This window comes from Nitrospirota bacterium (assembly GCA_040757335.1).
In the GTDB taxonomy this organism is placed as follows: Bacteria; Nitrospirota; Nitrospiria; order 2-01-FULL-66-17; family 2-01-FULL-66-17; genus JBFLXB01.
Genome location: JBFLXB010000037.1, coordinates 1 through 24,033, shown reverse-complemented (window position 1 = coordinate 24,033; position 24,033 = coordinate 1). Strand labels below are relative to the sequence as shown.

Sequence of the window (24,033 nt, the reverse complement as noted above, 5' to 3'; positions counted from 1 at the left end):
CCCCTTGATGGGGTTCGGCGAGTGAGACAACGCGATTCGGGAAAAGTTCCAGGCTACGGGAGGGATTGTTGGGGCGCGGCCCACTGGATGGTGACCCGGACCCGAACCTTGGCGACCGGTGCATCGTCGGTTTTCACTCCGGGTCCGGCGAGCGGGGTGTTGAGCGAGGCCGGTGGGGCGGCAGCCGACATCGACGGACCATCGCCCTTGCCTGGTTGGTCTGGCGGGACACGGCTAAGGAGCCGCAATTCCTGACGCAGGACATCCACTCGATCAGCGTTGATCGTGAGCCATACGGTGTCCGACGTGTTTGGGGCCGTTGGCAGCGGCGAGCCGCCTGCTCGCTCGACCGCGGCGCGTACGCGCGCGAGGGCCTGCTCGTCTCCGGGGGGGTCATTCAAGGCCACTGTCAGTTCCTGGTCGGGCTCGGAAAACGACTGGACCGATGAAGGCGTGGTCCGAGACCCCGATTCCTTCTTCGCGTCGTATCGACCGGGAGCGGCCTCGTCTTTGGTCTGCCGCTCGAACGTCTCCATCCTCCGAACATCCGCATCGGTTGCCGGCGGTTTCAGGCCGCCAGGAGCTGTGGGCAGCTTCTCGGTCGGTGCGATTGCGGTTTCCGGAGGCGGACCAGGGTGAGGCTCGGCAGGGAGCTCGTCACCCTTGGCCGCGCCACCCACCACTTCTTCACTCCGTTGCGCGACCTGCACCTGGACCGGCGGGGTGGCGCGAAACAGATACCACCCGGCGGCAATCACCACGATCCACGCCACCGCGTGCACGGGCAGTTTGATCCAGAGCGGCACGAACAGCCGTTCCCACACCGTGGGAGCGCGCGGTTCAGCCCGCACCCTCGCCATCACGGCTTGCGAGAATCCGGGCGGCGGAGCTTCCACCGGCAGATCCGCCACGGCCCGGATCACGCCAGCCAGCGCCTCGGCTTCTGCCCGGCAGGTAGGGCAGGACGCCAGGTGCGTTTCGACCAATCGGTGCGTTTCGGGGTCGAGCTGCCGCTCCACATACGCGGCAAGACGCTCTTGAATGGCATCGCACGTCATAAACGAATCCGCTGCGAAGAGACCCACGGCACGAGCCGCGCCTTGAGAGCTTGGCGTGCGCGGTACAGCCTCGACTTCACGGTTCCCTCCGGCACCGCCAATATGCGCGCGATCTCCTGGTACGACTGTTGTTGCAGATCGCGTAGGATGACCACCAGGGCGTCGTCAGCGTCCAATCCATTGATCGCCCCTTGGACCACGCGCTGCAGTTGCCGCCGTTCGATCTCATCCGAAGGATTCGGTCGCGGATCGGGAACTCGATCGAGCGGATCGTTTTCTGGATCGCCGCTGTTGTGGACCACGTGTGTGGCCGCGCGCGCAAGGGCCTTGCGTCGGTTCTTCGCCTGGTTGATCGCGATCTGGTAGAGCCAGGTGGAAAACCGGGCCTCGCCGCGAAAGCGACCCAGCGCCCGGAACGCCGCCACGAACACGTCTTGCGCGACCTCGGCCGCTTCGTCACGGTCGCCCAGCCATCGGAGGAGCACGTTGTAGATCGGCGTCTGATAGCGGCGCACCAAGGTGTCGAAGGCCTCGGTCTCGCCGGCCTGGACCCGCTGCACCCACGTCGCGTCATCGGTCTCATCGCCAGGTTTAGACAACGTAACGCGCCTCAAAGGTCCACGGGAGAGTCCTCGTCCGGATCACGCGCCTTGTCGTTCAGTGCGGCAGAACATCCGGATGCCACCCGATTAGGGCGAGCATGACAAAGAACCCCACCACGTACGCCACTGCGACGTGCCAGCCCTCGGCCAGCCAACGCGCGGTGTCTCTCGCTTCCGGAAACAGGTTGCAGATCGCCACGCCGGCCGACGACCCGAACCAGATCATGGACCCGCCGTACCCCACGGTAAAGGCCAGGATGCCCCAGTCGTAGCCGCCCTGATACAAGGCGAGCGCGGTCAGCGGAATGTTGTCGAACACCGCGCTGACGAATCCCAGCCCCAGCGCGGTCTGCCAGGAGGGGTCGGGCAACGCCTTAACCGGCATCAGACTCGCGGACAACACCAGCGAACAAAGAAACAGGCTGCCCTTGGCAGCGCGCGACAGTTCACCCCACGGTGTGGGCCGAATAGCGGTTCCCAGCAGAATCGCCACCCACAGCCCCACGGCGGGAAAGTCCAGAACCACATTCGCCGTGATGGTTCCCGCGATCATCAGCCCCACGACCCCCAGCCGCCCGGTGTCGATCCGCCGAGCTCGGTGCGGATCCTTGAGAATCGGTTGGCGTCGGTGTTGCGCCCGTCCAGCAACGATCCCCGAGAACACCACCGCAGCGGCGGCCGCAATGAACGCTTCGGCCACGTGAAGCGCGGGAACGCCCGCGATCCACATCATGGTGGTGGTTGTGTCGCCGATCACGGATCCGGCCCCGCCTGCGTTGGCCGCCGCCACGATCGCGGCCAAGAACCCCACGCTCACCTGCCCCTTATAGAGCTTGTTGGCCATAACGCCGCCGATCATGGCGGCCGCGATATTGTCCAGGAACGTGGACAACACAGCCACGAGTCCCAACAGTGCGAAGCCGCCGGTCCAGTCGTCTGGTAACCATTTGGGCAGCCATTCGGGGACGTGCGAGTCCTCGAACTGCCTGGCCAGGATTGCGAAGCCCAAGAGCAGCCCTAAGAGATTGGCCAGCAATCGCGCCTCATGCCTGAGGTGTGCGACGAGGTTTAGGTCGGTGGTGACCAATGTGTACGTGACGATCACTGCGAGCCCGGTGACCGCAACCTCGAACGTCCACCGATGCAAGAGTGCTACTCCCAGCAAGGTCACTCCGAATAGGACGAACGCGACCGGGATCCCCCAAAGGGTCACCGAGGCAGGCGAGGACTCGGCTGGGGCTGCGTACGCCACGTGAGGCCACACGCACGTCACGAGTACGCCGAGACCCTTCAGGAGCAGGCGATGCTTAGGCACGCTTGATGAGCGCGGAATCGAACGGGCGGACAGCGGACACGAACGACTTTCTACCCGAGCGGCCGAGAAAGGTCAACCGACGAGTATCCATCACGCACGCGCGACCGTCGCACGATCCCTAGCCCCCAGCCCATCCGCTCACAACGGCGAAGGGCTATGTTGACATCCCGCCCGCGCTCGTGGTATACATTTCGCAGGTGTCAGTTGGGGTGGTCACAGGTCGTGAGTGGAACGCAACCGCAGCCATTGAAGCACGAGCTGCGGTTTTTTTTCGCCTTGGAACACGCCTCCGATCGATACCCACGGGGTCAGTCCCGAATTCTGTGGAAGGGAGGTGATTGTTACATGGCGAAAGGCCGAGTGAAGTGGTTCAACGGCAGCAAGGGCTACGGGTTCATTACCCAAGACGAGGGCAAAGACGTCTTCGTGCACTTTTCCGCCATTCAAGGTGACGGATTCAAGTCTCTGGACGAAGGTCAAGAGGTGGAATTTGAAGTCGTGAATGGGCCGAAGGGGCTCCAAGCAGCGAATGTGGTGAAAGTCTAACCATTGCGCGCACTCAAAAGGCCCGGGGACACTCCCCCCGGGCCTTTTGTATTTTTATGGCCGCATCGGCGTCGCGCGTGATAGGCTGCTCCCGTGGGTGCGTTGGCCATCGACGTCGTCCTGCTCCCATCGGGGGACATCATGGATCACGCGATCTCCCTCAATCGCGCGCTTCGGCGCGTGAGCCCGGCGCCTATCGCGCTGAGCCGCACCGATTGTGTGCCGCACGTCTCGCTGGCCATGGGCTGTGTTGTGGAAGAAACCATCCCGTCGCTGGCACAGGCTCTGACCACCCTCGCGAACTCACACCAGCCCGTTGAGCTGACGTTTACAGGCGTGTCGGTGCGGTCCTCACAGACGGGTGAGACGGTCAGCAGCCTGGAAATCGCCCGCAACCCGGCGCTTCAGGCTTTGCACGAAGCGGTCATGCGAGCCACGGCACCGTGGTTCACCCACCACGCGACGCCCGAGATGTTCGTTGACCCGGCGTCAGTGACGGCGAGCACGCTGGGCTGGGTGAACGAGTACCCGGCCAGTGCGAGTTTCGACCGGTTCTGGCCGCACATCACGCTGGGGGTGGGCACCGTACCGGAAGGGGTTCCATTGCCCGCGCCCGGACAAGCCCCGCGCCTGGCGCTCTGTCACCTCGGGCCGCGCTGCACGTGCCGGCGAATTGTGTTCGAAGTCTCGCTACAAGACCGCAAGTAGGGCGACCGCACTGCGGGGCGCGCGCCCGGAGCCCGGACCAACACGCGCAAAACGAACCGTCACGGCTTCTCGCCCGGCCCGGAGAAGTATTCCGCGCGGCTCACCGCCACGTCGGAAACGAACATCACCCCGGTGTAGCGATCGAAGAGCGGCTTCAAGCCGGCCAAAATCGGCTCCACCTTCTCCTGGGGCACCACGGTTACCAACATCACCAGGCTGTCCATTTCATTAAACATCGGATGGGCGGTATGGAACCCGTGGTGCCCTTTTCCCGAAATGTTGTGAAAGATCGTGTACCCGGTCGCCTTGTTGCTCTCCAACAAGTCGATCGCGTATTTCACGTGTTCGCCTTGGATAATGATCCTGATTTCCTTCATGGGATGAAGCGTGAGGCCGGTCATGCGGTGGTCCTCCTGATCAATCAATTGGTGGCGGTTCGAAGCGATGGGCCGTCATCGTGCACCGGCGTCCATCCCTGCCTCGGCACGTAGTAAAAGAAACTTTCGTGGTCCGGGTCAAGCGCCACCAGGCGGACCCACTCGTTGTCGTAGAGCTGCCGAAGGAGACGGTGCCGCCGGATGATCTGGAGGATCCGTTCCCGGGGCGCTTCGATCACGGTGAGCATCCGCATGGGCTCGTGATACGGCCGGGGCCCGGACATGACGGTTTGCCAGGCCAGCCCGGTGCGGAGATCGCTTTGGGGACCAGACATGATGCCGAACCGTCCCACCACGTTGTGGTAGATCTTGCTGCCGCTGCCGTAGACCTCCGTATCCACCGTCGAAAAATAGTGCTCCATGTTGATCCATTGGCCCACGACTTGCGGCCCGGTCATCACGATCTCCAGCAACCGGCCGGTCGCGTCCCCCCGATGGTCGTACGAATGGAGAAAGGCCCGCCCTCCGAGATCGATGCCTTGGGTCAGCGCCCGACGCCCGATAATGAAGGCGGCATTGCCAGACAGTCCCCACTCCGGCCGGACCTGGCTCCAATCGCCGCTCCGCCGCCGGACTTCACGCCCGGCCTTTGCGGGCGAGAGCGCGGGCGGAAGCTCCGGGAATCGCCCGCACCGTTCCCGGCTGTTCCGCCGGCCCGCCTCCGCCAGGTCGCGATCCAAGCGCAACAGGTCGTTGAGATGGGTGTGCGGGATGTCTTCCAGATCGAAGAGCTCGACCGTGTCCGTGGTGGTGTCGTGTTGGCCGGCGATGAAATACGTGTCCTGGGGAATGACGAGGCCGTTCTTCGCCAGCGCCTCGCGCACCGGCGCCTTGTTGGCCATGATCGCCAGGACGCGCGCGTTCGGCTTCCCCGTGTTGCCGCCGCACGCGCCGCAGTCGAGAGCCGCCTCGAACGGATTGTTCTCCGACGTGCTGCCGTGGCCGCAGAAGAGGACCAGGCGGGAGAAATTCTCGGTTAGCCCCATCATCCGGAGTGCGGTTTCTACCGTGAAAGCCTGCTCCGCGAGGGTGAAACCCATGCGCGTGATGCGCTCCATGCGTGCGAAGGCTCCGCCGGGGTTGATGCGGTACTGCTCGCGCAAAACCTGGATGAAGGCCCCCTCTTCCTCGGCGGAAAGCGATCCCTTCGGTGCGTGATCACCGCCGTGGCTCTCGTCCAACGCCCGTTTGCGCAGGTATTCCAGGCGCTCGAGCGACAGATTCAGATCGCGGTCTCCGAACCGTTCCTGCAGGGCGCGGCGGATGATCCCGCGCTGCTCGGCGGCCAGCATCTCGGTGACCTCCTCCCGCGACAGCTTGTCCACGGTCAGGCTGGTGGAGACCCGCGGCACGAAGATGCGCCGCAGCCGCTCGGCCCACGTGTGATACCAGGAGGCGAACACCGTCTTGCCGATCAGGGGCAGGCTGTAGAACCAGCCGAGGGACTCCACCATGACATAGGGCGTCACGACGTTTTCTTTGAGATCGTGCAGCAGCGTATGGGCCGCGTGCAGCAATTTGGTCCCGGCCCGATGCCGCGAGAGCAGCTGGCTGTGATAGATCCGGGGCACTTCACGCACCGTATTTTTGGCCTTCATGATCACCGGAAACTGATCGGTGTCGTGAGTACTTCCCATGGCCTGGTACCGGATGAAGACGCTGAAAAAGCCGGCGAAGCCGAACGTGCCGTAGTCGCCGACGGCTTCGAGGTGGCGCCGGAGCGATTCGGAGCGCACGTCGATACAAAACACGGCCTGTGATTGCGGACGGACCGGTGTCGCCGAGGGCGATTTGGAGTGGTTGGGCCGGAGTGTCGCCAGAAGCTGTTCTTGATAGGCGGCTTCGAACGCGTTCAGCCATACCGGCCCGTGGCGTGATTCCGGGAAGCTGTCCTGCCAGTTCAGCACGGTCTTGAGCGTGTCCGGCGCCGTGTCCATCAGACTCGAGGGCGCGAGGTCCAACGCGGTCGCAAGCGCCACGAGCCGCCACGACCATGATCGATGGCGGAGCCCGGTGCGGTCCGTCTCCGGCGAGTCCTTCGATGCCGCTGCGCCCCGGATCGCCTGGACATTTCCATCGATTCCGAGTTCCGTCCGGCAGGCCTGTTGCACCAACTCGCGTTCGTACCAGAGGCGCGCGGCAAGGTACTGGACCAGGTCGATGGGATGGGCCTGTTGCCACTCGTAGTCGGATTGATCCGCGCGCCATTTGATGAAGCCCGCCCACCCGGGCAGGGCTGCGAAATGCAACGCGAGATAGCCCTGCCACAGGCCGGGCGGAACGCCGAGCGCGGCCAGATGGTCAAGCAGCGCATCTTCCGGATGGGCCGGCAAGCGGGCAAGCTTCCGGCGGCTCTGGGGGATGCCGCAGGGCGACCACTCCAGCGCGGCCAGCGACCTCCAGGCCGCGTAGAAACCGTTCTCCCGGCCGGGCATTGCCCAGGCCGCATGGGCTTCGTCCAAGAACGCTTCGCACCACTTGATCATTTCCCGGTTGATCCCGGCCGTGATGTCGGTCCCCAACGTGCGATCGCACCACGACGCCAGGGTGGCGTGGCGGCCGAGAACAGCCGGATCGTCGTCTCCCTGCGCCTCCTCCACGTTGGCCGGTTCCAGGCCGCGGGAGAGGTGATCCGCGAGCGCGGTGATCACGGTTCGATCCGGACGGCGGGCGATCATGGCGTCGAGCACGTCTTCCGGAGGGGCCGAGAGACCGTGGAGCAGCTGGGCTCGCAGCACGTCGAAATCGGTGATCTGGTGATCTCCCAGCGTGACCTGCTTGTCATGCACACGCGACTTCAGCGCGGCGTCAATGTGCCGGGGAAGAATCCGGCCCGAACGGGCATAGTCGCGAAACAGCTCAAGCGACAGAAATCCCTTCCCTCCCAACACCTGTTGAGCCCGTTGCGCAGCCTCCTCGAAATGGAGTTCCTCCAACCCGTGGAGCGGATTGTGATGAACGAACGTGCGCATGGGCCAGCAGGGAGCGATGATCTCGCTCGAGAGTAGGATCACGGCTCGGAGCTGCATCCGCTGAGTATCGCTGTAGGACGTGATCTGCTCCACGGGGTTCACCGCGCGTTCCAAGCCGTGAGGGTATTGGCGCCGAAGAAATCGACCAGTTGGTGCGGGGCGATGCCCAGGACCAGCAGAAGCACCAGCACCAGCACCAGCGGGGCGAGCTCGGCTGGGCCCAGATCGTCGAACGGAAGATCCGAACGGTGCGGGCCGAAGAGCACCCGCTGCATCAAGGCGAACAAATACCACGAGGCGGTGAACCAGGCCACCAAGATGATCGTCAGCCCCACGGAAATGCCGAGGGAAAGCGCCATCGACGGGTGGAGCAGCATGGCTACGTAACCCGAAAACATCCCGAAGGGGGGTAGACCCACGGCCGCCATCACCAAGAGCGCGAGCAGGACGGCAAACCGGGGCATGGGTCGCGCCAGCCCGCCGAGCCGGCCGAGCGCCAGATCGCCGTAACGCGTGTGCACCGCACGCCAAGCGACGAGCAACCCGCCGGTGACCAGCGCCACCGAAGTGGCATACACGATCGCCTGGGGGGTTGCGATCTGAGCAACGGCCAAATGCCACCAGAGCATGGAATAGAACGAGAGCCCGCCGTAAGCCACCAGGCGGGCGACCCGCTGCTGAGCCAGCGCCTTGATCGATCCATAGACGGTGCCGAACACGGCCAACACGCTCACGCCGTTGAGCAGCTCCGCGGGCAGCTCGGAAAGCAAGCCAGCCACGCCCCCAAGCCCCGCGACCGGCAAGACGATCGCCAACAGGATGGACGCGTATCCCGGCAATCGGGTCAGGGCGGCCACATAGAACCCATGCACCGGAAAGAGCGGAAGCATGAAGGCGAACAGACACAAAAAGGCGACGTGTTCGATCGTCGATGAGGTTCCCATTCGCGCCGCGGCGAGGGCCAGGGCGATCACCGCGCTCACCAGCAGGAACCCCCTGCTCCGATCGAGCCGACTGATGGCCCGCCCGAAACCTTGGCGGAGCCTGAGCGCGAGGCCATCCAAGTAGAGACGATTCATGAAAACGAGATAACTTCGGATCTGTATTGCGCTGATCCATTCCGGCAGATGAATCGATCGACCATGGCTCTTGGCGTAGATCACGATCCAACCCATGGTGACGAAGAGCGCCGTGGCCGCGATCATGCCGTCGAACAGCCAGACCGGCAGAGCAGCGGCGTGGAAGTAGGCGCTCACTTCGCCCGGCGCTGGATAGAGGAAATGAGTGAAGCGCTCCGCCGCGAACAGGTAGGTGGACATCACCAGCACCAGCGTCAGCAACATGATCCCCGCCACTTTCCAGGAGCCGATCGCGCGGAGGCGATAGAGCGTCAGGATCGCCTGGGAGGAGGTCACCCAACTAAAGAACAGGAAAATCACCACACCCTGCGAATCCCATAAGGGAATCTGCAGAGCGCCGTGCGCGGCCAACAGAATGACTAGCGGGAGAAGGAGCGACGTGAGAAATCCGGTCGCCCACGTGACGCCTGAAAAGTCCGTTGGTGCTCCCGCGTCGATCCTATGAGGCACCCTGGGCTCCTGGCGGGCCACATGGATCACGTTGCCGCAGTTGAGGAAGATCGTGGCCTTGAAGAGACCATGCGCGATGAGATGGAACACCGCGAGGGCAAACGCCCCCAGCCCGCACTCCATGATCATGTAGCCCATCTGGCCGATCGTGGAGTAGCCGAGCGTCTTCTTGATGTCGTTCTGGGTGAGCATCATGGCGGCGCCCAGCAGCGCGGTGAGCAGCCCCACGGCGAACACGACGTGCAGGGTCAGGGGGCTGAGGCCGTAGAGCGGAGCCAGACGATTCAAGAGAAATCCGCCGGCATTGATGATACCTGCGTGGAGCAAGGCATGGATCGGCGTGGGCGCATAGAGCGAATCGGGCAGCCACATGTGTAGCGGAAACTGGGCCGACTTGCTCATGGCCCCGATGAAGATCAACAGCGTCACCGCGGTGGCGCCGCTGATCTCGAGTCCGCTGCCCGGCCACCAGAGCGACAACGTGGTGTGATCGTCGGCTGCTCGGGCAAACAGCTGCGAGAACTCCACGGTCCCGTAGAGGTGATAGGCCAGCACGATGCCCGCAAGAAAGGCCACATCCCCTGCCCGCAGCATGATGAACGTCCTGAACGCGCCCTGGACCGTGGGGGGGTGCGCATAGTTGTGGGCCAGGAGCGAGAGGAGCCAGCTCAGGAGTTGCCAGAACAAGAAGAGCATCATCAGATTGGCGCTGGAGACCATGAAAAGCAGCGTCGCGATGGCGAGCGCCAACAGCGTCTGATACCTGGCGCGCCCCCGTTCCTGCTGCATGTATCGGATCGAATAGTAATAGAGCACCGAGCCGATCCCGGAGATCAGCACCATCATGACAGCGGCTAACCGGTCGATGGCCAGTTCGAACGACGGCACCCCACTCCATGGCGAAGCCCAGAGGGAGAGACGGATCGCGGCCTGTTCCGGCGCAGCGACCTGGTAGAGCAGCAGGACCGCCATGACGAACGCGACGAGGTGCGCCACCGCCCCGATCCGATAGCTCCGCTCGGTGATCAGGCCACCGGGCAGAGCGGTCAACAGGGCCGCGACAAGCGGCGCCAGGGGGATCAGCAGCGGGTAGTAGTGCGACACCGAACGTCCCTCGACTGGACCACACATACGAAGGCCGGCATTGATCCTTCACTAAGGACCTGTGCCGGCCGACCCTCCACGGGACCGCCGCAGATCAGTGTCGGCTGTCCCGTAGCCTGTTTGCCAACAAAAAGCCGACCCGCCTGCATCAAGGGGGTCGGCCTACAGTCCGACCGATTCCGTAGGGAATCCTTCAGGCTGTCTTCCGAAATTTTTTTTCAATTAAAGCCGAGGATCTGGCACGAAGTCAACCCAGGTTGTTTCGAAACCGCTCCGAGAGATTCTCCGTCAGCGTGAACAGGATAATGCGCTCCCCGGTCCTGGTGCTGATGTCGGTGTAGAGACTGGTGACGCCCAACCCTGTGATCTTTTCGATGGTCCCGGACAGAAGCTCCCGGGCCTGTTCGAGTAGGTTCGATCGCAGGCGCTTGATGAGCTCGGTCCCTTCCGCGTTCTTCGCCAGTTGCTGTTCCGCCGGCGTGAGCACGCCTTTGAGCCGGATCAGCACCATGTCGTCGATGATGTACGCCTTCGTCTCTTTGGGGCCACGCCCCAAGAAGTCCTTCTCAAACTGGATGAGCGCGGCAGCGATCTCTGCTTCAACCTGGCCAATGGTCCGGGGCATCCGAGGCGTCCGAAGAGGAGGTCCCAGCATACCGGATCGGCAATCCGAGCGCAATCGCCAGAGCCGCCGCGCAAGACTGTTTCTAACCCACTGAATTAATCGGAGATTTCGAACATTGCGGGTTGACAGTCTGAGGATTGGCGGTACCGTTGTCGGGCGCGACCAGGAGGCCCGGAATCTTGGACAGCCCGCTTCCAACCACGGCGCCGACCGTCAATCCGCACGAACTCATGCGCCTGCTGACCGACCTGCAAGTCGGGATCAGAAAATACTCCATGTACTCGGGTGCTCACGCAATTATCCCGCAAGTGGTGGCGTCGCTCACCGCGCAGTATCACGCCGTGCTTGGATCGCACGACGCGCTCCAGATCGGGGTGACCAAGGACGAAATCCTGTACCAAGGCGCTCCCATCGCAACCGGCAACCCGGTTGTTCGCGAACTCGCCAGGCTGCTGAATCAGATCAATGTGGCGGGCGTGACGTTCCGCAGAGAGGCGACCGAGGCCGATATCCACGGCTTTCTCCAAGTACTGGCCGAGTGCCGGGGATTGGCATCGCCTGAGGAACGCGACCAGTCGATCGAGCGGTTCTGCCGAGAAGTGCCTTCCATCGCGTTTCAGTTCATCAGCTTCCAGGGAGCCGTCAAAGACCGCGACGCCGCGACCGACGCCGATTCGGCCGGCGCCGACCAGACCGAAGCGCCGCACCTCTGGCGCGGCCTGGTCAATCGCCTCATGACCGGGGAGTTGTCCGACGAATCTCGCGCCACCCTCTCGTCGAACGACGCGGAAGCTGTGGACGCCGAACAACTCGCTGCCGCCATCAACCTCATGGGCTTGCAACGAAAGACCGGCGAGCAGTCCTACGAGCGGACCATCGTGAGCTATCTTCACGAAAAAGCCACGTCGACCGCGTCCAGGGAACAGCGCGCCCAGATGAATCAACAGCTCCACCGCCTGTTCGCCAATCTCAGCCCGGAGGTCCGCCAGCGACTCTTCCGCGCGGCACTCGACCCTGCGGGTCAAGAGAGCACGGCCGCGGAGGCTCTCGCGGATGCGCTCCCCGCACCCATGCTGGTCGAAATCCTTGAGCAGCTCCAGGTCTCCAACCGCAACGTGTCGCTGCCCACGTTGAGTTTACTGAAAAAATTCGTGACCCTGGCGGAATCCGACCAGACCCTGGCCGCATCGCTCGAAACCAAGCTTGGCGATCAAAAGGACCTGCTACAGGAACTGCTCACCAAGCGGGCGGACCGGACGTTCTATCCGGCGCAATACCGCGCCCTGCTCGACGAAGAATTCTCCGAACACGCGCTTTCCCCGACCGCGGGATCGCCGGCAGGCGCCGCGGAGTTCGATGACGGGGCGGTCGATCACCACTTGGCGCTCATCATGCTGGAAATGCTCGAAGCCCCGATCCGATCGACGGAACAATACAGTCGGACCGTCGCTTCGTTACGGGAGTTGATCGCCAGGGGCACGGGCGACCACGCCTCTTCCGTGTTCAACGAAGCGATCACGATCCTGGGAAAACGGTACGCCTCGGCAGCGGACGACCAACGCGAGTTCTTCCGGGAATGCGTGGTCACCCTCTTTCAGGCCGACTTCGCGCACCACCTGCTCGGGCCCCTCGAGGGCGGCGCTGATCACCGGCAACAACGCGACGTGCTCGCCCAGCTCCTGGAAATCGTCGGACCCAGCATTATTCCGTTGCTGCTCGACAAGCTGGAAAGCGAGCAGAATCTCAAAGCGCGCAAGCGCCTGCTCGCGCTGCTGCGCGACTGCGGCGATGCGGTGGTCCCGCTGGCGACCGAACGCCTTCGGCACGCGCAGTGGTACGTCGTGCGCAACATGTTGCTCTTGCTCCGCGATCTGGTCGCGGTGCAGGCGGTCCCCGAAGTCACGCGATGCCTGCAGCATCAGTCGGCCCAGGTCCGCCTCGCCGCCTTTCAGACGCTGGGAACGTTGGCCCCTCGCGGCCACGCGTTCCTGCAAGCCCTCAGGGGCGCGTTGGACGATGACGACCCCAAGGTGTTTCGAGCCGCCGTCACGCATCTGGTGTCGAGCCCCGACGAGGCGTCGCTGCAGTTGGCGAGCGATCGGTTACTTCAAGACTCGAGCGGGAGGCAGCGCGAGCGCCAGATCGCGCTGCTGCGGGTGATCGAACAGACCGGGACGTCTGTCATGGTGCCCCTCCTGAACGCGGTGACGCGGCATCATTTGTTCCGCTTTTGGTCATGGCGAAAGACCCGGGCGCTGCGGTCCGCCGCGACCAGAGCCCTGGCCGCCATCCGCGGGCGGGAAGAAACGCGGACGACCCTCGTCCCCGGCCCAATCCAGGAGCAACCCCGAAGCGTTCCCGCGGAGACAGACACCGAAACCGCGCCAGAAGTGCCCCAGGACGCGCCTGCTGAGACGGCTCATGTCAGCCCCCAAGACCCCGTTTGACGGCAACCTCGCTCGTGCCGGCGGCGCGCCGGCCGAACCCGGGCCCGCGACCCGTGTGGACGCGGCCGAGCGGTTCCTGCGGGCGATCGGCAAGGTCTTGACCGACCGGACGTTGTATCCCGCAAGTCACCCTCAAGCGCTCGCCGGGGTGGCCTCATTGCAATACGCGATCAACGACCTGTTCGCGGACCGCGATCAGCGCACGTTTGTGATCATCGACGATCAGATTTTCGTCGACGATCGCTTGCTCGGCGGTCGGGGCAAGGGAACCGGAGACCTCGCGGTCGCTCTTCGCGACAAAGGCGTGGAAGTGCTCTCGATCCGGAGGGGATTAACCTCGGATGAGATTCAGTCGCTGGTGGATGTCTTGGCCGCACCACGAACCAAAGAGGCCGAAAAGCCCTGCTTCCGATCCCAGCACGTGACGCTGGGCGACGTGGCCATCGACGACACGGGATCGACCGTGGTTCCGGGCGCGGTCCAGAACCTGGGATTCGCGATCTCGAAATCCTCGCGACAACCTCAACTCGACGACGCCGCCAAGATTCTGCGCGACACCTACATCGACTGGACGACGATCCAGGACGTGGTCATCACCCACGTGGAGCGCATCATGCTCACGCTCGAGAAGAGCCTCTACGCGAATTTTCAGTCCTTCATCCCGCTCGCCGAACTCAAAGCCTACGACGAATACACCCACGTCCACGCCATCAATCTGTCGATCTTGACCATGGCACAGGCCGAATCGCTCGGCTTTCCCAAAGCCGCGGTCCACGCGTTCGGCCTCGGCGCCCTGCTCCACGACGTGGGCAAAACGAAAGTGTCCGTGGATGTCCTGCACAAGGCCGGCAAACTCACCCCGGAAGAGCAGGAAGAAATGAAAACGCACCCGGTGCACGGTGCGGCCCAGTTGCTCTGCCATCCGGAAATCCCCAAGGTCGCGGCCATCGTGGCGTACGAGCACCATCTGAAGTACGACCGCACCGGTTACCCGACCCTCACGCGCGACCGCCCGCAACACATCGCGAGCCGGCTCACCGCGGTCGCCGACCACTTCGACGCCATGCGCAGCAACCGCCCCTACCGCGACGCGATGGAGCCGGAACAGATCTACGAGATCATGCAGAACAACAGGGGCAAGGACCTGGACCCGGTCCTCGTGGATCACTTCTTCGCGTTCATGAAATCGCGAAAGACGTAGGGCGCAGCCGCGGTGAGACCCCGCTGCCCCTCACAACGTCAGCCGATTCTTCCTACGACGTTCTGTTCCTGAGAAACGCGCGCTGCATTTCGCGAAGGTGGCGGTGCCGTTCGTCCGCTGCCGCGTCCGCAATCGGCACCCGTCCAGGCTCCGCAAATAGCCAGTGCAAATCCTCTGTACGGCTCACAACCTCCGACTCGCCTCGAACCGCATCCCGCTGATTCATGGCGCCCTCCTCCGTTCGGGTCTAGTCCCTTCTGGGATCACAGCGCCATACTGAGAGACTTAAGCCGCCAAAACAACCCCCCGAATGGGGTGTTCTGATGAACAGCGACGTCAAATGGCCACAAAGGCAAGCCAGACCCAAACCTGTTCCGGGATGATGTGGCGGCGCTGCGCGAGCTGAGCGAAATGGATCAGATCCACCCGAGCGCCTGATCCGCACGGCCTGGCGCGCCGACCGGCAGCGGCGGGCTGCCCCCTCATCGTGACCCGCGCCCGCTGCGGCAGCTGGTCGGTGTATGAGGTGGAGTAACGTCGGAACCGGACCGTTATGGGGGGGGCGGGGAAGCAGCTGCGCGTTGCTAACAAGCCGATGCTGTTTCTACTTCCACCTCATCGTCTTCGATTGTCCGGATCGCCTGGGAATACCCCGAGAGCCTGTGGATCGTGAGGTTGGATCGTCCATATGCTTTCAACAAGAGCGCCGTCAAGGACACTATCCTCTTGTCATCCATTGACCATCTCACCTCAAGGTCTTGGTAACCAAGGTCTCGGAGCAAGGCCGTGACGTCTTTGAGCTGAAAGCCGATGACTTCGTTATTCTCTGCAGACCTGTAGAGTGTGAGGAAGTCATCAATACGGTCTGCAACAACAGCCACGGACTCCGACTGAAACTCGATACAATCCCCGAAGGGGTTGAACCAGGGCCGGGGAACACGTTCTTGGGCACTAATAGGAGAAGGGGGCCCAAGCTTTGCGAGGTGTTCTTTTAGTGGGCGCTCTTCCATACTAAACTCTCGTACCGGTGCTGCCAGTCCTTTGGGCACAGCGGATCAACAGGATCCGCATATTCTGCGCGAAAAGTATAGCACTCGAACTGCAGGTTGAAGTAAACCGCGAAAACCTTCCCGGGCGGAAATGGTGCCGTCACATTCTCCCGAACGGTCCAACGCTGTGGGATACCAATGTAACACCAGCCGCCCTCGTTATGAGACCGACGCACCCCGTGGAAAATTCTCCGTGGCTGGTCCAGCACCTCCGGAACGGCAATCCCCAAATTCGCAAACTGAACCGGAACGTATTTCTGCCAATGCTCGATTAGTGGTTGCGGAAACCGGACGAGTAGCTTCTCCGCCGGGTTTCGCGGGTCGATGGTCCGATAGGTCAGCCACCCCATCAGGAAGGAGATCGCTCATCTTGTCCTCGGAAAGCGACAATGGCGATAGCATTGGGACTTTTTTATAGCCGAACTGCGAACAGTTTTGCAACTGTGTTCGCCCCTACCCCTAGGCCGCGCCGCCACGACCAGGGGCAACCAGACTCGCCAGGGTCAGATTACTTACAGCGCCTACCATAGAAGGCCATTGGCAAGTCATTTTGATAGCTCTTAATTTCCTCCGTCAACCGGTCGGCTCAGCACGGTCCCCGGCATTGCGGGATGATCTAACAGCAAAAGGGCAATGTTGCAGATTTCGAAGAGCAGATATCGAATTTCGTGCTGTGATGGTGCCGACCGCCCATGCGACGCCTTGTCGCCACGATGAGCTGCTACCTTGGCGATCCGCTCGTGGATCGTTGGATGAAGCTGCGGAAAATACTTGGTCAGATCTGTTTTCTTGAATTCGAATTTGGAGTCGCCAGCCATTGACCGTGCGAGTTCCTCCAGCGTTTTAAAAGCTCCGGCGAAGATCTCATCGGGTTTGTCCCCTTTCAGTAGCCGTTGATAGGCTTCAATGAGTTCCTGGGCTCGTGCGGGATACTTAGCCGCCAAACGCGGGAGGAGGTTGTTTATGACTCCATGCTGGAGCAACGGCTGTTTCGAGTGGGATAATCGACGGCGGATCTCCCTCAATATCAAGTGAGACTCCGCTGTAGGCAAAAATCCTCCTCATGTCCACGATCAGATTCGAACGTGCATTCCCAGCGGGAATCACATGCAAAATGGATTCGAGGACAGAGAGGCGAGTCTCAAGAAACCTTCGGTTCTCTGCTTTTAGCCGCTCCCGCTCCTGTTTGGCCAGGTCGACCTTGTGACCACTCGATAAAATTTCAGTAACGCGAACGACAGGCAACGCCAGAAGTCTATGTATCCCCTCGGGTGAAAAATACTGTTCCAACTCCACAGCCGGATGGGTCCCCGTTTGATGACGGAAGAGGCGCAACGACGCCGTGTCCACCTGGGCTCCGAAATAGTCCCCCACCAAGCTCGGCCCACCTTCACCGTAGAGTGCAAACTGTTTCAAACGTCCGCTGAGACCGTCGAACAACTGCCGATGATCTCCTTCGATCTGAATCATCGGATTACGCAGTGACCAAGGGACCCTGCCATCCCACCGCGAATCGGATATCTGAACTGATTTCTCGGTCATAACTACCCTCTTCGATCCATCGGCTCCCGGCGCCTACGCTGCGCTGACCTTAACCCCACAGTAAAGTAAATGGCGGCGGAGGGATTCGAACCCCCGGCCGAGTGATTATGATTCACCTGCTCTACCTCTGAGCTACGCCGCCGATGTGGTCTGAGAAGAGGTGTTGCGAAGAGCGTGACCTTCTATCACGTTTAATCCGCATGGGTCAAGCTGGCCGCCCTTAGCCCGTCTTCTTTCGGCCGTCGAGAATGGGCCAGATGCAAGGCGGAACGAGCGCCCGCACCGCAGCGTACTGGGTCGTACGTGAGGAGCGGACGCGCAGCGACAACGCCGCAGATGGCCCGTTATCGGCGGCCGTGCGCTAGCCGGACTTCGCACATCTGACCCCTGCATCCGCAAAGCTCATCTCCGGCTCGATCCGGAACCGGTGCGCGCTGCGATAGAAGTAATTGAGCGCGTAGTGGCCGGTGCCGCCCCAGCTCGATCCGCGCAGGATTTTGAACTTCTGGCCGAAGTCCTTGCTCTCGTAGGTGCTGCCCGGATAGGGTTCGTACCAGTCCGCGGTCCACTCCCACACGTTGCCCGCCATGTCTGCGACGCCGTAGGGACTGTTGCCTTGCGGAAAGCTGCCGACCGGTGCGAGATCGTTCACACCTGAACCGCCGGTGTTGGCCTTCTTTTCGTCGAAGTCATTGCCCCACGGGTACTCGCGGCCGTCCGTGCCGCGCGCGGCCTTTTCCCACTCGGCTTCGGTGGGCAGGCGTTTGCCCGCCCACGCGCAGTACTGCTGCGCCTCGTACCAATTGATGTGCGTTACGGGATACTGCTCGCGCCCCTGCGGCAATTGCCCGTTGGGCCAACTCCGGGGCGGTCGCGCTTTGGTCGCGCTCACGTAGCGTTGGTATTGCGCATTGGTGACCTCATATCGATCGATGTAATAGGTCGACAGCTTGACCTCGTGCCGGGGATGCTCGTCGAGATACAGGGGCTTGGCCATCCCGAATTCCGCGCCCTTGCCCTCGGTGTCCTCCTTGTCGCTGCCCATCATGAACGAGCCAGACGGAATCTGCACCATGTCGGATGGAGTTGGTGTGCAGGCCGTGAGGACGAGGCACAGCAAAACCGAGTGGGCGATCTTTTCACCACTCATCGCGCGCACCGAAATCCGAACCCGCTGTTTTTGGTTTCGCGCTTGAAAAACCCGCGATTGAAGGTGGGTGCTGAGAGGCCGCAGCGATAAAACGAACAGTCCACGTAGGATCCTCCTCGTACGACCTTGTACTGCTCGCCGTAATTGGGCGAGGGGTGCGAGTTGCCCGGGTAGGGCTGATACCAAGTGTCGGTCCATTCCCACACGTTGCCGGCGACATCGAACAGACCGTAGGGACTCTTGCCCTGGGGAAAGCTGCCCACCGGCATCAAGCGCCCGATGCCGCTTTGCGGGGAGTTGGATTTCTTGGCGTCGAACGTGTCGCCGTAGGGAAACAGGCGGCCGTCCGTGCCGCGCGCGGCCTTTTCCCACTCGGCCTCGGTGGGCAAGCGTTTGCCCGCCCACGCGCAGTAGTCGTGCGCGTCGAACCAGGTGACGTAGACCACGGGTATGCGGTCGTCTCCCGGTGGGAACGCGCCGTTTCGCCAATGGTCCGGTGACGGCCGTTTGGTGGCCGTCACGAACGCGTGATACGCCGCGTTGGTAACCTCTTGTTTATCGATCCAATACGGATGGTCGATCACCCGCGTGTGCATCGGACCCTCGTCCGGGTGGCGCTTGTCGTAGCCCATCAGGAACGGTCCGGCGGGAATCTGAACCATGTCGCTGCTCACTGCCAGCGGTTTGTCAGGGGATCGCGCCGTTCGCGTGCGATCGTCGATCGGCGGCAAGACCCGCGTATCTTCGCTCGCCCGCGCCGCCACGTGGCATTCAAGGCAGGTTTGCCGGTCGAGCAACGCGATGTCGGCGGGGTGGGTGGGGAGGTGGCAGGCCCGGCACTCCCCTCGCGGCCGCGCGTCGGGAAACGCTCCGTGCGGATCCCCTGCCACGCGCCACCCTCCTGCCGCCGATCCCGCGGCAACCGCCACGATCAGCACCGCTCCCCACGGCCACCGCATGTCGGGCAGAATAGCGGGTGCCCGTCAACGGCGTCAAGGTCAGGTTGCGGTGTACCGCCACGATCGTTACAATGCGGCCGTGGATCAGCCTTCCCTCCCCATCGCGCCGGCAGCTCCCCCGATCGACTGGAACGCGATGGCCGCGTCGTTTGATCGCTGGGTGCCGTACATCCAGCCGGTTGCCGACCGGTTGATCGAGCTGCTCGATCCGCGCGCGGGCCAGCGCGTGCTCGACGTGGCGTGCGGCACCGGCGAGCCTGCGCTCTCGATCGCGCGACGGTTCGGCCCGCGCGTGACGGTCACCGGCGTGGACTCGGCCGAGGCGATGGTCGAGCGCTCGCGCACCAAAGCTGCCGACGAATCCCTCACGGGCGTCACGTTTCGCGTGATGCCCGGTGAGCGACTCGACCTGCCCGACGCGTCGGTTGATCGCGTGGTCTGCCGGTTCGGCCTCATGCTGTTCGATGACCCGGTCTCGGGCGCGCGTGAAATGTGGCGGGTGCTGAAGCCCGGCGGCCGGGTGGCGATCGCGGTGTGGGGCCCGCTCCCTCAGCTCACGTCCGTCCACACGGTCTGGCGACTCCTCGCGGACTATCTCCCGCCCGCCGACCTCCCGCCCGAGCCCAGAATGGTGTCGCTCGGTGCACCGGGAGCCCTGGCTCGCGTCCTCACCGCGGCCGGGTGGTCCGGCGCCCGCATCGAACCGTTCACCGTGACCTACCGGTTCCCCACCCCGCTCGACTACTGGGACCTCTCCGCCGACTCGCCGTTATGGAAAGACGTTTTCGCGAAAATGTCCTGCCACGCGCAGGTGGCGTTCAAGGCGCGGGCGCTGGCGGAAATCGCGCGGTTCCGCGACGGCGACGGCATCGCCCTGCCCAACCAGGCGCTCCTCGCGGTCGCGGACAAGCCGTAGCCCACGCGTCTGCGCGGGTTCGCGACGAACCGTCATGCCTAATCCGGGCTAAATTGACTGCCCCGAAGAGGGCGTGGTAGCATCCCGCCGTGCTGGATCTCCGTATCCTCCGTGAGGATGTTTCGCGCGTGGAAGCCGGCTTTCGCAAGCGCGGCTTTAGCGCCGATCTGGCCGCGCTGCGCCGACGCGACGAGGAGCGACGGCGCCTGCAGCACGACATCGACGCGCTGAAACAACGCCGCAACGAGGCCTCGGACTCGATCGCGCAACTCAAACGCGCGGGCAAACCCGCAAGCGAGATCGACGCGCTTCGTGCCCGCGTGCAGGAGGAGGGCGACGCGCTCAAGCGGCTGGAAGCCGATTGGCAAGCGGTCGACGCCGACCTACAGGCCAGCCTGCTCGCGTTACCGAATCTTCCCCACGAGTCGGTCCCCGAAGGCGCAGACGCGTCCGCCAACGTGGAGCTCCGCCGGGTCGGCCACCCGCGCCAGTTCGCGTTCACCCCCCGCCCCCACTGGGACCTCGGTGAACGGCTCGGTATCCTCGACTTCGAACGCGGGGCTCGGATCACCGGATCGCGATTTACCGTGTATCGCGGAGCCGGGGCTCGGCTCGAACGCGCGCTGATCAACTTGATGCTCGATCGACACACCATGGAGCACGGGTACATCGAGGTGCTTCCCCCGGCGCTCGTCAACCGCGCCAGCATGACCGGAACCGGGCAGCTCCCCAAGTTCGAAGACGACCTCTTTCGATTGGCCGCGGAGGACTACTTCCTGATTCCGACCGGGGAGGTTCCGGTGACGAATCTGCATCGCGATGAGATCCTTCCCGACTCCGCGCTGCCGATGGCCTACGCCGCGTATACGCCCTGCTTTCGCCGCGAGGCGGGGTCGTACGGAAAAGACGTGCGCGGCCTGATCCGCCAACACCAGTTCAACAAGGTCGAGCTGGTGATGCTCACCACGCCCGAACAATCTTATGACGCGCTGGAGCGTCTGACCCACCACGCCGAGGCGATTCTGACCGCACTGGAGTTGCCGTATCGCGTGGTGGCGCTCTGCGGCGGCGATCTGGGATTCGCCGCCGCCAAGACCTACGACCTGGAGGTGTGGCTGCCCAGCGAGCAGACGTATCGCGAAATCTCGTCGTGCAGCAATTTTGAAGCGTTCCAGGCCCGCCGCATCGGGATTCGGTACCGCCCGGCCGGGGGCAAGAGAACCGACTTCATTCACACGATCAACGGCTCGGGGCTGGCGGTGGGCCGGACCGTGGTCGCGATCTTGGAAAACTATCAGGAGGCAGACGGGACCGTGTCGGTCCCCAAAGCGCTCCGCCCCTACATGGGCGGACTGGAGATCATTCGTACGGCGTGAGCGCGCCGGAAGGAGGAACAGCGTGTTTAAGCGGCTCAGGGAATGGTTCGCAGCTTTTCAGAACGGCCCCGGTGAAACATCTGCGTCAACGGCGTTCGGCGCCACGCGTCGAACGCTCAAAGAGCCCGCGAAGAAGCTGGTCAAATCCGACCGCACCCCGGAGCAGGCCGCGCAACAAAAAGAGCACGCTCGGGTCAAGCTCGACGAGGCCAAGGTCCTGGGGCTGGTGGACAACTGGAAAATCGAGAACGAGGTCCCGTTTCTCTACGTTGGTCCCGGCTGGGACAACGCGGATCCCAAGGCCAAGAAGACCTTCCTGCAGTACGCGAACACCTACTTCCTGGACGGCCAAGAAGGCTTTATCGCGTTCGACATTTACGACGCCCGCACCAAGAAGAAAATCGCCCGCTGGGGCAACTTCGAGCCGTACGTGGACTGACGGGAGAACGGCGCGAAGCAGACAAAGCGCGAGCCATCACAACTGGGCTCCTGAATCGCGTCGGCTGACGCGCAGCTTGACCGGAGCTAGTTCCCGCCGCCAGGTCTTGACCCTGAGCTTGCGTGGGCCGGACTTCGTTACTCTAATACTTACTCGAACCGTCACTCGGCCAAACCGATGCGGTCCTGCGTCCTTGGAACAGGGGCCCGTCTTCCCGCACCGTCGGGTGTAGCTTGTGCATAGGTACGTGGACGAAAGGCGAACTGAAGGGTCGCTCGATGAACGGGCGGTTTGACACCTCGTTGTCCACTGATTTACGATGAAACCAAAAGTTCGAGACAAGTCATGTCGGGTCGCGCCGCACATCTTAAGTTAACCTACGAAGATTACATGCTGTTCCCTGCCGACGGGAAACGCCACGAGATCATCAGCGGAGAGCACTATATGACCCCGGCGCCTTCCACCCGCCACCAACAGATCTCGGGAAACCTGTTGTACCTGTTGAAAGATTTCTTACGCCGAACCAAAGCTGGGCAAGTATTCGACGCTCCCACCGACGTGGTCTTGTCGCCCACCGACGTGGTCCAGCCCGATCTGCTCTTCATCTCAAAGGACCGAGAGTCGATCATCACCGAAAACTCCATCCAAGGCGCCCCCGAACTGATGATCGAAATACTGTCAGCCGCCACGCGCAAGACAGACGAAACAACAAAACGCAAATTGTACGAACGTTACGGCGTCATTGAGTACTGGATCGTCGATCCAGAGCTCGAACGGGTCAAGGTGTATCGCCTCGGACCCAACGGCTATGACCGTGCCGACGAATGGTCCCGCGAAACCAACGACGTTCTCACCAGCCCCCTGCTTCAGGAGCTCCAGATTCCCTTGGCCCAGATCTTCGACTAGCTGGTTCACAAGTCGCACGACGCGACCCCGTGACGTCGACCGAGGACCGTCACGATTCTGCTGTCCGCTTTCCACCCACAACCTCTCGTATTTAAATGGGGTCACGTATTTAAATGGGGTCACGTATTTAAATGGGGTCAGTATTTAAATGGGGTCAGGTCTAGCATCTTGCTGTGAAGGGTCATTTAAACATGGGAGAGGGTCATTTAAACATGGGAGCAGAATGGGGTCAGGTCTAGCATCTTGCTGAATGGGGTCACATCTTGCTGAATGGGGTCACATCTTGCTGAATGGGGTCACTGAATGGGGTCAGGTCTAGCATCTTGCTGTGAAGGGAGCAGAGGGAGCAGAAGGTCATTTAAATGGGGTCAGGTCTAGCATCTTGCTGTGTGTCCGATCATCCCGGACCGCGCTGGGGCTCGGCCAGCCCCTCTTCGATCCGCGCGATGGCCTGATCCCAGCGCCGATCCGTCCGTCGCCGCGCCGCTACCCGCCCCGCCAGCCGGCTCACTGTTGCCTCCTCCCGCCCGATCGTACGCGCCACCTCGCGCAGCGACAGCCCACCCCGCTCACGCGCCACATACACCAACACCGCGCGCACCGGATCGCGGCGACGCCCCGGCTCCAAGGCTGTGAGTGTCGCGGCCGCCGCCTGCACGGCCCGCTCGATCGCGCGCCACGACGGCCGCTTGGCCAGCTGCCGGCGACTGGGCAGCTCGCGATGCGCCGCCGTCGGCACCCGCCGCCGCAGGCTGGCTAGAAAGCGCTCATCGCCCAGGGCGACCTGCGCCACCACCCGCGCCCAGGGACTGGCCACACCCGCTTTCGCGCCGTCTTCGACAAACGCCTGATACCGCTGTTCCGCCTGGGGCCCCCTGCCGCCCACTTCGTCCAACACGGCCCCACGCGTGAGCCAGGCCGGCGCCGCCCGCCGCCCGATATAGGCCCAATAGCTGCTCCAGGGGTAGCGTGCGAGGGCCAGCGGCTGTCTGATGCGGACCGGGTTCAGATGGATATACCGCGACAGTTCCAGCAAATAGCTCGTCTTGTCGACGACAATGGCCTTGAACCGGCCCTGGAAGAGATGGCCGA

21 protein-coding genes and 1 tRNA gene are annotated in these 24,033 nt (G+C 62.8%); 8 read left to right on the top strand and 14 right to left on the bottom strand.

What is annotated here, in order from left to right:
* Positions 1-53: 53 nt before the first annotated feature.
* The 3 genes from AB1451_15190 to AB1451_15180 are packed head-to-tail and all read right to left on the bottom strand — an operon-like array spanning position 54 to position 2,975.
* Entirely contained in the window at positions 54-1,058 is a 1,005-nt protein-coding gene (locus tag AB1451_15190; protein MEW6684240.1) for a zf-HC2 domain-containing protein, read from the bottom strand.
* Positions 1,055-1,657, bottom strand: coding sequence for a sigma-70 family RNA polymerase sigma factor (locus AB1451_15185; GenBank protein ID MEW6684239.1), 603 nt, complete (start codon positions 1,655-1,657; stop codon positions 1,055-1,057). The genes AB1451_15190 and AB1451_15185 overlap by 4 nt, the downstream gene beginning before the upstream one ends.
* A 58-nt stretch (positions 1,658-1,715) precedes the next feature.
* Positions 1,716-2,975, bottom strand: a complete 1,260-nt coding sequence (locus AB1451_15180; protein ID MEW6684238.1) for a citrate transporter — start codon at positions 2,973-2,975, stop codon at positions 1,716-1,718.
* 345 nt (positions 2,976-3,320) lie between these two features.
* On the opposite strand from AB1451_15180, the gene AB1451_15175 reads away from it, so the two are divergent.
* Positions 3,321-3,521 carry a cold-shock protein gene (locus AB1451_15175; protein MEW6684237.1) on the top strand — a complete coding sequence of 67 codons (201 nt, stop codon included), beginning with the start codon at positions 3,321-3,323 and terminating at the stop codon, positions 3,519-3,521.
* A gap of 93 nt (positions 3,522-3,614) precedes the next feature.
* Positions 3,615-4,229, top strand: a complete 615-nt coding sequence (locus AB1451_15170; GenBank protein ID MEW6684236.1) for a 2'-5' RNA ligase family protein — start codon at positions 3,615-3,617, stop codon at positions 4,227-4,229.
* Between the two features lie 59 nt (positions 4,230-4,288).
* On the opposite strand, the gene AB1451_15165 is transcribed toward AB1451_15170, so the two are convergent.
* The 4 genes from AB1451_15165 to AB1451_15150 all read right to left on the bottom strand — a co-directional run bounded on the left by AB1451_15165 (position 4,289) and on the right by AB1451_15150 (position 10,956).
* On the bottom strand, positions 4,289-4,630 hold the full coding sequence (locus AB1451_15165; GenBank protein MEW6684235.1) for a DUF190 domain-containing protein: 342 nt from the start codon (positions 4,628-4,630) through the stop codon (positions 4,289-4,291).
* A 20-nt stretch (positions 4,631-4,650) separates the two neighbouring features.
* Positions 4,651-7,740, bottom strand: coding sequence for a DUF2309 domain-containing protein (locus AB1451_15160; protein MEW6684234.1), 3,090 nt, complete (start codon positions 7,738-7,740; stop codon positions 4,651-4,653).
* Positions 7,737-10,331 (bottom strand): proton-conducting transporter membrane subunit, encoded by a 2,595-nt coding sequence (locus tag AB1451_15155; protein MEW6684233.1) that lies wholly within the window; start codon positions 10,329-10,331, stop codon positions 7,737-7,739. The genes AB1451_15160 and AB1451_15155 overlap by 4 nt, the downstream gene beginning before the upstream one ends.
* 247 nt (positions 10,332-10,578) lie before the next feature.
* The gene (locus tag AB1451_15150; GenBank protein MEW6684232.1) at positions 10,579-10,956 is read right to left on the bottom strand and encodes a DUF2294 domain-containing protein; all 378 of its coding nucleotides are present in this window, start codon (positions 10,954-10,956) and stop codon (positions 10,579-10,581) included.
* A 179-nt stretch (positions 10,957-11,135) separates the two neighbouring features.
* Here AB1451_15150 and AB1451_15145 point away from each other — a divergent pair, with 179 nt between their 5' ends.
* On the top strand, positions 11,136-13,403 hold the full coding sequence (locus AB1451_15145; protein ID MEW6684231.1) for a HEAT repeat domain-containing protein: 2,268 nt from the start codon (positions 11,136-11,138) through the stop codon (positions 13,401-13,403).
* Complete coding sequence (locus AB1451_15140) at positions 13,378-14,604, top strand: HD domain-containing phosphohydrolase (GenBank protein MEW6684230.1); 1,227 nt, start codon at positions 13,378-13,380, stop codon at positions 14,602-14,604. The genes AB1451_15145 and AB1451_15140 overlap by 26 nt, the downstream gene beginning before the upstream one ends.
* A gap of 584 nt (positions 14,605-15,188) precedes the next feature.
* Here the strand turns inward: AB1451_15140 and AB1451_15135 are convergent.
* The 6 genes from AB1451_15135 to AB1451_15110 all read right to left on the bottom strand — a co-directional run bounded on the left by AB1451_15135 (position 15,189) and on the right by AB1451_15110 (position 19,304).
* Complete coding sequence (locus tag AB1451_15135; GenBank protein ID MEW6684229.1) at positions 15,189-15,614, bottom strand: hypothetical protein; 426 nt, start codon at positions 15,612-15,614, stop codon at positions 15,189-15,191.
* Positions 15,615-16,213: 599 nt separating this feature from the next.
* Positions 16,214-16,597, bottom strand: coding sequence for a hypothetical protein (locus tag AB1451_15130; GenBank protein ID MEW6684228.1), 384 nt, complete (start codon positions 16,595-16,597; stop codon positions 16,214-16,216).
* A complete protein-coding gene (locus tag AB1451_15125; protein ID MEW6684227.1) occupies positions 16,587-17,123 on the bottom strand; it encodes a hypothetical protein in 537 nt (178 codons plus the stop codon). Before AB1451_15125 ends, AB1451_15130 begins: the two co-directional genes overlap by 11 nt.
* A gap of 142 nt (positions 17,124-17,265) precedes the next feature.
* Positions 17,266-17,337: transfer RNA gene (locus AB1451_15120), tRNA-Met, on the bottom strand.
* A gap of 219 nt (positions 17,338-17,556) precedes the next feature.
* The gene (locus AB1451_15115) at positions 17,557-18,345 is read right to left on the bottom strand and encodes a formylglycine-generating enzyme family protein (GenBank protein ID MEW6684226.1); all 789 of its coding nucleotides are present in this window, start codon (positions 18,343-18,345) and stop codon (positions 17,557-17,559) included.
* Positions 18,342-19,304 carry an SUMF1/EgtB/PvdO family nonheme iron enzyme gene (locus AB1451_15110; GenBank protein ID MEW6684225.1) on the bottom strand — a complete coding sequence of 321 codons (963 nt, stop codon included), beginning with the start codon at positions 19,302-19,304 and terminating at the stop codon, positions 18,342-18,344. Before AB1451_15110 ends, AB1451_15115 begins: the two co-directional genes overlap by 4 nt.
* Positions 19,305-19,353: 49 nt before the next feature.
* On the opposite strand from AB1451_15110, the gene AB1451_15105 reads away from it, so the two are divergent.
* The 4 genes from AB1451_15105 (at position 19,354) to AB1451_15090 (ending at position 22,941) form a co-directional block, all read left to right on the top strand.
* Positions 19,354-20,220: a methyltransferase domain-containing protein gene (locus AB1451_15105; GenBank protein ID MEW6684224.1), complete on the top strand. Its 867-nt coding sequence runs from the start codon at positions 19,354-19,356 to the stop codon at positions 20,218-20,220.
* An 89-nt stretch (positions 20,221-20,309) separates the two neighbouring features.
* Complete coding sequence (gene serS / locus AB1451_15100; protein ID MEW6684223.1) at positions 20,310-21,596, top strand: serine--tRNA ligase; 1,287 nt, start codon at positions 20,310-20,312, stop codon at positions 21,594-21,596.
* Between the two features lie 22 nt (positions 21,597-21,618).
* Positions 21,619-22,035, top strand: a complete 417-nt coding sequence (locus AB1451_15095; GenBank protein ID MEW6684222.1) for a hypothetical protein — start codon at positions 21,619-21,621, stop codon at positions 22,033-22,035.
* Positions 22,036-22,425: 390 nt separating this feature from the next.
* On the top strand, positions 22,426-22,941 hold the full coding sequence (locus AB1451_15090) for a Uma2 family endonuclease (GenBank protein ID MEW6684221.1): 516 nt from the start codon (positions 22,426-22,428) through the stop codon (positions 22,939-22,941).
* A 397-nt stretch (positions 22,942-23,338) separates the two neighbouring features.
* Here the strand turns inward: AB1451_15090 and AB1451_15085 are convergent.
* On the bottom strand, positions 23,339-24,033 hold a 695-nt coding region (locus AB1451_15085; GenBank protein MEW6684220.1), incomplete at its 5' end, for a hypothetical protein.